The organism is Streptomyces sp. NPDC060194, assembly GCF_042728285.1.
Taxonomy (GTDB): Bacteria; Actinomycetota; Actinomycetes; order Streptomycetales; family Streptomycetaceae; genus Streptomyces.
The window spans coordinates 31,553-38,666 of sequence record NZ_JBHWZH010000053.1 but is presented as its reverse complement, the minus strand read 5'-3'; the positions used below and the strand labels follow the sequence as shown (position 1 = coordinate 38,666).

The 7,114-nt window shown below is 73.1% G+C and carries 8 protein-coding genes; all 8 read right to left on the bottom strand.

Annotation, left to right across the window (positions count from 1 at the left end):
* Positions 1 to 30: 30 nt before the first annotated feature.
* Positions 31 to 2,664 carry a class III lanthionine synthetase LanKC gene (gene lanKC / locus ACFWEG_RS14465; RefSeq protein ID WP_387214070.1) on the bottom strand — a complete coding sequence of 878 codons (2,634 nt, stop codon included), beginning with the start codon at positions 2,662 to 2,664 and terminating at the stop codon, positions 31 to 33.
* A 103-nt stretch (positions 2,665 to 2,767) separates the two neighbouring features.
* The gene (gene mpaP / locus ACFWEG_RS14460; RefSeq protein WP_387214067.1) at positions 2,768 to 4,417 is read right to left on the bottom strand and encodes a daptide biosynthesis intramembrane metalloprotease; all 1,650 of its coding nucleotides are present in this window, start codon (positions 4,415 to 4,417) and stop codon (positions 2,768 to 2,770) included.
* 17 nt (positions 4,418 to 4,434) lie between these two features.
* The gene (locus tag ACFWEG_RS14455) at positions 4,435 to 5,175 is read right to left on the bottom strand and encodes an ABC transporter permease (protein WP_387214064.1); all 741 of its coding nucleotides are present in this window, start codon (positions 5,173 to 5,175) and stop codon (positions 4,435 to 4,437) included.
* Positions 5,168 to 5,899 carry an ABC transporter ATP-binding protein gene (locus tag ACFWEG_RS14450; RefSeq protein WP_387214061.1) on the bottom strand — a complete coding sequence of 244 codons (732 nt, stop codon included), beginning with the start codon at positions 5,897 to 5,899 and terminating at the stop codon, positions 5,168 to 5,170. The genes ACFWEG_RS14455 and ACFWEG_RS14450 overlap by 8 nt, the downstream gene beginning before the upstream one ends.
* Before the next feature lie 94 nt (positions 5,900 to 5,993).
* Entirely contained in the window at positions 5,994 to 6,173 is a 180-nt protein-coding gene (locus ACFWEG_RS14445; protein WP_387214058.1) for a daptide-type RiPP, read from the bottom strand.
* 90 nt (positions 6,174 to 6,263) lie between these two features.
* On the bottom strand, positions 6,264 to 6,443 hold the full coding sequence (locus ACFWEG_RS14440) for a daptide-type RiPP (protein WP_387214055.1): 180 nt from the start codon (positions 6,441 to 6,443) through the stop codon (positions 6,264 to 6,266).
* 90 nt (positions 6,444 to 6,533) lie between these two features.
* Positions 6,534 to 6,725: a daptide-type RiPP gene (locus tag ACFWEG_RS14435; RefSeq protein WP_387214052.1), complete on the bottom strand. Its 192-nt coding sequence runs from the start codon at positions 6,723 to 6,725 to the stop codon at positions 6,534 to 6,536.
* Between the two features lie 92 nt (positions 6,726 to 6,817).
* Positions 6,818 to 6,997 carry a daptide-type RiPP gene (locus ACFWEG_RS14430; protein ID WP_387214049.1) on the bottom strand — a complete coding sequence of 60 codons (180 nt, stop codon included), beginning with the start codon at positions 6,995 to 6,997 and terminating at the stop codon, positions 6,818 to 6,820.
* Positions 6,998 to 7,114 lie beyond the last annotated feature (117 nt).

The window sequence follows — 7,114 nt, the reverse complement described above, 5'->3', positions numbered from 1 at the left end:
CCTCCCGGCAAGGAGGTGCGGCCCGGGTGGTCAGGCGGTGACCGCGAGAGCGGTGGGCTCCAGGAAGGGCAGGGCGGAACCGCCCGGCCCGAGAAGGGTGCCGAGGACGGCGAGGACCCCGGCGGAGCCGGTGGCCAGGTCGGTGGAGAGCCGCAGCGAGTGCTCACCGAGGAAGGCCAGATGCCCGGCGTGCGGAACGGCGTGCCAGCCGAGGCCCGCGAGCTGGGCGTGCAGGGTGCGGCGGGCCGCCGCGCTGCCGTCGTCGAGGTGGACAAGCGCGGCCATCGCTCCGGCCCGACCGGTGAACAGGCCGATGCCGGGGTGGTAGTCGGTCGTCAGGTCGGTGCGCATCTCCTCCAGCACGGCGGCCAGTTCGCTGTCCTCGCGGTGGCGGAGCAGCTCGTGCAGGGCGACGGCCTGGCCCGCGCTGCCGCAGGCGATGTGCGGGCCGCGCCAGGGGGCCTGCTCGAGGGGGGCGGGACCGCCGGGGAGACGGCCCGACTCGCGCAGGTCGCGGCGGAGTACGGCGGCGGCCGCGTCCAGGAGGCCGGTGCCGTGCCGGACGGGGTCGGCGGCGTAGGCGCGGATCAGGAACAGGGCATGGCCGGATCCTCCGTAGAGGAGCCCGGGCAGCTGCCGCTTGGCCCGTGTCTCGCCGCCGGGAGCCTCCGGGTAGCCGGTTCCGTCGGGCAGGTCGGCGGCGCCGAGGCTGATCCGGGCGGCGAACGAGGAGGCCAGCAGGTGGGCCTCCTCGTCCCGGCCGAGGGCGAACAGGGCGGTGCCGAGGCCGGCGGTGCCGGAGTGGAGGCTGTCGCCCGCCTCGTCGCGGGGAAGGGCGACCGCCCGGTCCATCAGGTCGGCGGCCTCCTGGGTGCGGCCCAGTGCGTGCAGCACGCAGGCGACGCCGGCGAGCCCGTCGTAGAGGCCGGGGCGTGGCTGGTCCACGGTGCGGGCGGCGTCCACCAGCCAGTCGACGTGGGCGGTGGGGGTCTCCAGGCCGGCGGTGTGCAGGGCCCACAGGACGCCCGCCGCGCCGTGGGCGACCGAGAGGCCGCCGCCGGGGTGCGAGAACTGCTCGATGTCGCCGGGGTAGAGGCGGTCCTCGCGCTCGGGGGTGGCGGTGGCGAGGATGCCCGCGCCGACCCGCTCGGCGAGCGCGCGCAGCTCCTCGGCCGAGGCCTCCGTGTCCAGCGCGTACACCGGGGCCGACCACATCACGGCGGGCGGCTCGACGTCGTCCGCGGGGGCCAGGGCGAGTTCGGCGCGGACCCGGTCGGCGAAGTCGGCGGGGACCGGGAAGCGCTCGCGGACCAGCTCGATGAGCTGCTCGGCCTTGGCCGGGTCCCAGGGCATCAGGGTGGTCAGCGGCAGGAAGACGCTGAGCCGCAGGCAGCCGAGCGCGTAGCGGTCGACGTCGGTGCCGGTGGTCCCGGCGGGGGCGCAGTATCCGGGGGCGCCCATGGCCTGGCCGCCGTGCCCTTCGACGGCGCTGGTGGTCTCCAGGTCGATGAAGGCGACGGTGCCGTCGGGGCGGATCAGGACGTTGTTGGGGTGCAGGTCGCCGAAGACCAGGCCGCGCGCGTGCATCTGGCCGACGGCGTCCTCGATGCGGTCCAGGATGCCGAGCGCCCAGTCGGTGTAGGCGGCGGGGTCGAGGGTCTCGCTGCGGTCGGTGGCGGAGTGGACGACCGGGTTGAGCCGGACCATCTCCCCGCCGAGCTGCTCGCCCTCGACGAACTCCCGGGTCAGGAACCAGTGCTGGCTGCCCTTGCGGTAGTCCAGGACCCGGGGGAAGGCGTCGAGGCCTTCCAGTGCCCTCATCGCGTCGTGCTCGCGCTGCAGCCGGACGACGGCGTCGGTGCCGAGCTGGTCGAGGCCGGCGTGCGGGCGCCCCTCCTTGACCAGGACCTCGCGGCCGTCGCGGGTGTCGACCGCCTTGTAGACGCCGCCGCCGTTGGAGAAGTGCAGCGCCTTGGTGATCTTGAAGGGGAAGTTCCCGAGTCCGCCCGCCCGGTTGCGGTCCTCCAGCGCCTCGCGGACCACCGCGGGCAGCTCGACCCACGCCGGGGGCTTGAAGGACGGGCCGCGCACGTCGGGGACCAGACGGCCCTCGGGGTCCTCGATGCAGTGGACGGTCTCCCCGCCCGGCTGGCGCGACAGCCGCGCGGCGTACCCCCCGTACCGGACGTAGAGTGGGCCCTCCTTCCAGCGCAGGTCGCTCAGGATGTAGGGGCCTTCCCGCCCTCCCAGCAGGGCGTCCAGGTCGCGGAGGACCTCGTCCAGGTGCTCCTCGTCCTTGGGGTACATGGTGATGAACTTGCCGCTGCTCCCCCGGTCCCCGTACTTGCTGTTGCGCAGCATCAGCATGGTCGGGCTGGTGAGGAACTTGAACATGATCGGGTGGCTGTAGGCGTAGTCCCGGACGATGTCCAGGACGTCGTCGGCGGACTCCAGGGTCGCCGAGACGTGGACCTTCCACCCCTGCATCGGGATGTCGGGGTCCGGTGGTCCGATGCAGGTCCACTCGCCCAGCGCGGTGCGCGTCCACCCCTCGGGGAGCACGGCGCCGGCCAGCGGGTACTCCTCGCCGCCGGCGGGGCCGGCGGTGGGCTTGTCGAAGTAGACAGTTCCAGGCGGGCAGTAGGCGATGTGACGCAGGCTCATGGCGGTCTTCTCCAGGCTCTCCGGTCAGATGGGCGGGGATGCGGGGGTGCGGGCACGGGCCCCGCCGCGCGGGCGGACGGCGCGGCGGGCGGGCCGGCGGGGGTTACGGCAGGAGCGGGGTGAGGTAGCTGACGGCGAGCCACTTCCACAGCGGGTGGGTGCCCGCGTCGATCTCGGCGATTCCGGTCTTCTCGGAGGGGGCGGCGGCCACCTCGAGCGGGTAGGCGCGCACGGGCAGGATGTCGGAGCCGCCGGAGATCGGGACCAGCGCGGAGAGCGGCACGTTCTGCGGGACGGAGGTCTCGGAGACCAGGCGGCCGGTGGTCAGCGGGGGCCGGGCGAGCAGCCCGTTCCGGCGCAGCTGCACCGTCGCGTCCTTCTCCAGCAGCCGGTTCCCGGCGCCTTCGGGGACGACCAGGTCGACCCGGCCGTCGGCGGCCACCGTGTACCCGGCCGAGTAGGTGGCGGGCAGGTGGATGCCGGTGAAGGCAGCCCCGACCAGGGTGGCGGCGGCCGCGCTGACGCCGATGACGCGGACCGGGCGGGCTCCCGACAGGTAGGCGGTGACGCCCAGCTTGTAGAAGCCCTTGCCGAGCCGCCACAGCAGGTAGCACAGTCCGGCGCCGAACATGACGGCCCCGGTGGCGCCCAGCCGTTGCAGCATCCCCGACCACAGGGTCAGTGCGGTGCCCACCAGGTAGAGCGGGAAGACCAGGCAGGCCAGCCCGTACGGGACGGCCCAGGGGCGGTCGGGCAGCTGGCGGCGGTAGCGGCCGCCGAAGGCGATCCGGGAGATCGTGGTGAGCGCGTCGGTCATGGCCTTCTCCCGCAGGTGGGAGATGTCGAGGTGGCTCATCAGCGCGATGTAGCCGTCCAGCTTGACCAGCGGGAGCAGGTTGACGACGCAGGTCAGGTAGATCGCCAGGGACATCACCAGCAGGGCGCCGCGCCAGTCGCCGGCCGGGTCGACGAAGAAGGAGGCCAGCGCCGCTGCTCCGGCGGCCACCGCCTGGACGTACACCCCGGCCAGCGCGATCTGCACACGCTGCCTGGGCTGCTCCAGCCGCCAGCCGTCGGACACGTCGCAGAAGAACGCCGGCGACATGTAGAAGAGCATGAAGCCCATCCGGGTGGGCCGTCCGCCGTGGTGGGTCAGGACCGCACCGTGCGCGAACTCGTGGACGGCGGTGGTGCCGATGACGCCGAGCATCACCGCGAGGTAGGCGTTCATCGGCAGCGGATTCGAGACGGCCTCGCCGAGCTGTGCGGAGGAGACGGCCAGGGCGAGGAGTCCTGCCAGGGCGATCGCGGCGGTGAGCACCGAGACCGACCGGTGGGCCAGCAGCCGGATCACCGGCCGTGCCCGCTCCAGCAGCCGGTCGGGCTTGAGGAGTGTGAACTGGACGGTCAGCGGGGGCACCAGTTTGATCCGGTGGGTCCGGGGCGGTTCGGTGCCGTCGTCCAGGAGGTGGCGGTCGGCCAGGGCGTGGACCGCGACGTCCACCGACTCCGGTGTCCAGGACCCGCCCATCTCCTCGGCCAGGCCGTGCCGGTCGCGGGTGCCGTCCAGGGAGCGCAGCAGCCGGCCGAGGTCGGCGCCGATGCGGAAGTGCTGGGACTCGCCGCGCTGGACGACCCAGGGCACGTCGGGCTCGGAGGGCTCGTGCACGGCGACGAACGGGGAGGCGCGGGGGTGGTCGAGGTCGGGGGCGGCCGGGGCCGGCGCGGGCTTGGGCAGGGTCAGTGCGGGCATCGGAGCAGCACCTCGGGTCAGGCGAGGTCCCGCGCCGTCAGCAGACGGCGCGCGGCGAACCAGGCGGCGGTGAGCCAGGCCGCGACCGCGGCGTAGGCCCAGGGAAGGGAGAGGAGGTCCGGCTTCACGTCGCGGTAGAGGGAGCTCATGGCGATGGTCAGCAGGTACTGGGCGGCCTCCGGGACGAGTGCCTGCACACCGGGGTCGACGACCAGGGTCAGGGTGATCAGTACGGCAACGGTGGCCGCCTGGTTGCGGACGGCGAAGCCGACGAGCGCTCCCCAGGCGGCGGCGGTCAGACAGCACACGAACACCCCGGCCAGGATCAGTGCGGTCTCGCCGGTGAAGCCGGGCGCGTCGCCGTAGACCCGCGGGGCCAGTGCCACCGCGGCCCCGCCCATGGCGGCGGCGGCCAGTCCGAAGAAGGTCCCGGCCACGGTGGCGACGGCCGTCTTGGCGGCCAGCAGACGGGTCCGCGACCCTGCCAGCAGCACCGAGCGGGAGATCGTGCCGGCGCCGTACTCCCGGGTCACCAGGACCGCGCCGAACAGCGAGGAGAACAGGAACATCATCATCCAGGAGCGGGCGATGTCGTCGGCGGCAGAGGCCGCGGGGCCTTCCGCCCCGGCCGCCTCGTGTGCCTGGGAGGCGAAGCCGAAGGTGGAGAGCAGGCACAGGAACGTCCCGGCGAGCAGCAGGATCCACCACGTGCGGCCGGTCGCGGCCTTGCGGAGCTCCCCGCGCAGCAGGTCACGCATGGGTCAGGGTCCTTTCGGAGGAGTCGACGAGCTGGAAGAAGCGGTCCTCCAGGCGTTCGCCGCCACCGGTGAGCCCTTCGAGGGGGCCGGCGTAGCGCAGGGAGCGCTGGACGACGACCACGTCGTCGACGGTCTGGGCGACCTCGGCGAGCTGGTGGCTGGAGACCAGGACGGTGCGGCCTTCGGCGGCCAGGCCGCGCAGGGTGTCGCGCAGCCAGCGGATGCCGTCGGGGTCCAGGCCGTTGGCGGGCTCGTCCAGGACGAGCACCTCGGGGTCGGCGAGCATCGCGGTGGCCAGGGCCAGGCGCTGCTTCATGCCGGTGGAGCAGCCGGTGACGGGCCGGTCCTCGGCGCCGTCGAGGCCGGTGAGGCCGATGACCTCGTCGATGCGGGGGCGGGGCAGGCCCAGGTAGGCGGCCCAGATGAGGAGTTCGCCGCGAACGGTGGCGCCGGGCACGGGCCCGAGCGAGTCCATGGCGACGCCGACGCGGTGAGCGGCGCGGGGCAGTGATCCGTAGGGGTGGCCGAGCACGGTGGCGGAGCCTGCGGTGGGCCGGGCCAGGCCCAGGAGCATGCGCAGGGTGGTGGTCTTCCCGGCGCCGTTGCGGCCGAGGAGTCCGGTGACGCGGCCCGCGCGGATGTCGACGGTGAGGTCGTCGACCGCGGTGACGTCCTTGAACCTCTTGGTGAGTCCGGTGAGGGAGATCGCCGGGGCGGTACTCATCACGACTCCTTCCAGTGCGGTGATGAAGGGCGGGGTGGAGGGCCCGGGCCCCGGCCTGGGGAGGCCGGGGCTTCAGCGGTGACGCCGGTGGGGATCAGGTGATGAGCGCGGCGGAACCGACGGCGACCGAGACCACCGCGGTGCCGGCCGAGAACCCGGTCCAGAAACCGGGGGCCTCCAGGGCCTCCAGCTCCTGCAGACCCAGCTCCAGGCCCTGCTCGCCGACGGCGGCGGTCTCGGCCGACGCGACGACCTGCTCGTTCTTCTCGGACATCTCGTTCTCCTCGGTTGCGAAGGGTTGAGGGGGTGTGGGGCGGGGGTGGAAGGCCTCTTCCGGCGGCGGGCCGGAAGGGGCCGGTTGGGATCAGGTGACGATGGTCGCCGAGATGATCGCGGAGGCCACGCTCGCGCTGATGCCGGCGGAGAAGCCGCCGATCGTGACCCAGCCCGGTGCCTCGAGCGTCTCGAGCTCCTGCAGGCCCAGTTCCAGGTCCTGGTCGACCGCGGCGGTCTCGGCCTGCTCGTTGATGTTCTTCTCGGACATCTCGTTCTCCTCTGTTCTGACGGGTGGTGAGGGGGTGTGAGGCAGGTGGAAGGCTTCTTCCGACAACGGGCCGGAAGGGGCCGGTCCGGATCAGGTGACGATGGTCGCCGAGATGATCGCGGAGGCCACGCTCGCGCTGATGCCGGCGGAGAAGCCGCCGATCGTGACCCAGCCGGGTGCCTCGAGCGTCTCGAGCTCCTGCAGCGCCAGTTCCAGGTCCTGGTCGACCGCGGCGGTCTCGGACTGCGCGGCGACCTGCTCGTTCATGTTCTTCTCCGACATCTCGATCTCCTCTGTTGCGAAGGGTGGTGAGGGGGTGTGAGGCGGGGGTGGAAGGCCTCTTCCGGCGGCGGGCCGGAAGGGGCCGGTCCGGATCAGGTGACGATGGTCGCCGAGACGATCGCGGAGGCCACGCTCGCGCTGATGCCGGCGGAGAAGCCGCCGATCGTGACCCAGCCCGGCGCCTCGAGCGTCTCGAGCTCCTGCAAACCCAGCTCCAGGTCCTGGTCGACCGCGGCGGTCTCGGCCTGCTCGTTGATGTTCTTCTCGGACATCTCGTTCTCCTCTGTTGTTCCGAAGGGTGGTGCGGATGAAGGGACGGTGAGTGCGAGGGCCGGGATCAGGTGACGATCGTGGCGGAGGCGACGGCGGAGGCGACCACGGCGGTGCCG

Excerpts from the sequence above, each read along its gene's own strand:
- lanKC (WP_387214070.1), bottom strand. The coding sequence starts at position 2,664 with ATGAGCCTGCGTCACATCGCCTACTGCCCGCCTGGAACTGTCTACTTC.
- mpaP (WP_387214067.1), bottom strand. The coding sequence starts at position 4,417 with ATGCCCGCACTGACCCTGCCCAAGCCCGCGCCGGCCCCGGCCGCCCCC.
- ACFWEG_RS14455 (WP_387214064.1), bottom strand. The coding sequence starts at position 5,175 with ATGCGTGACCTGCTGCGCGGGGAGCTCCGCAAGGCCGCGACCGGCCGC.
- ACFWEG_RS14450 (WP_387214061.1), bottom strand. The coding sequence starts at position 5,899 with ATGAGTACCGCCCCGGCGATCTCCCTCACCGGACTCACCAAGAGGTTC.
- ACFWEG_RS14445 (WP_387214058.1), bottom strand. The coding sequence starts at position 6,173 with ATGTCCGAGAAGAACGAGCAGGTCGTCGCGTCGGCCGAGACCGCCGCC.
- ACFWEG_RS14440 (WP_387214055.1), bottom strand. The coding sequence starts at position 6,443 with ATGTCCGAGAAGAACATCAACGAGCAGGCCGAGACCGCCGCGGTCGAC.
- ACFWEG_RS14435 (WP_387214052.1), bottom strand. The coding sequence starts at position 6,725 with ATGTCGGAGAAGAACATGAACGAGCAGGTCGCCGCGCAGTCCGAGACC.
- ACFWEG_RS14430 (WP_387214049.1), bottom strand. The coding sequence starts at position 6,997 with ATGTCCGAGAAGAACATCAACGAGCAGGCCGAGACCGCCGCGGTCGAC.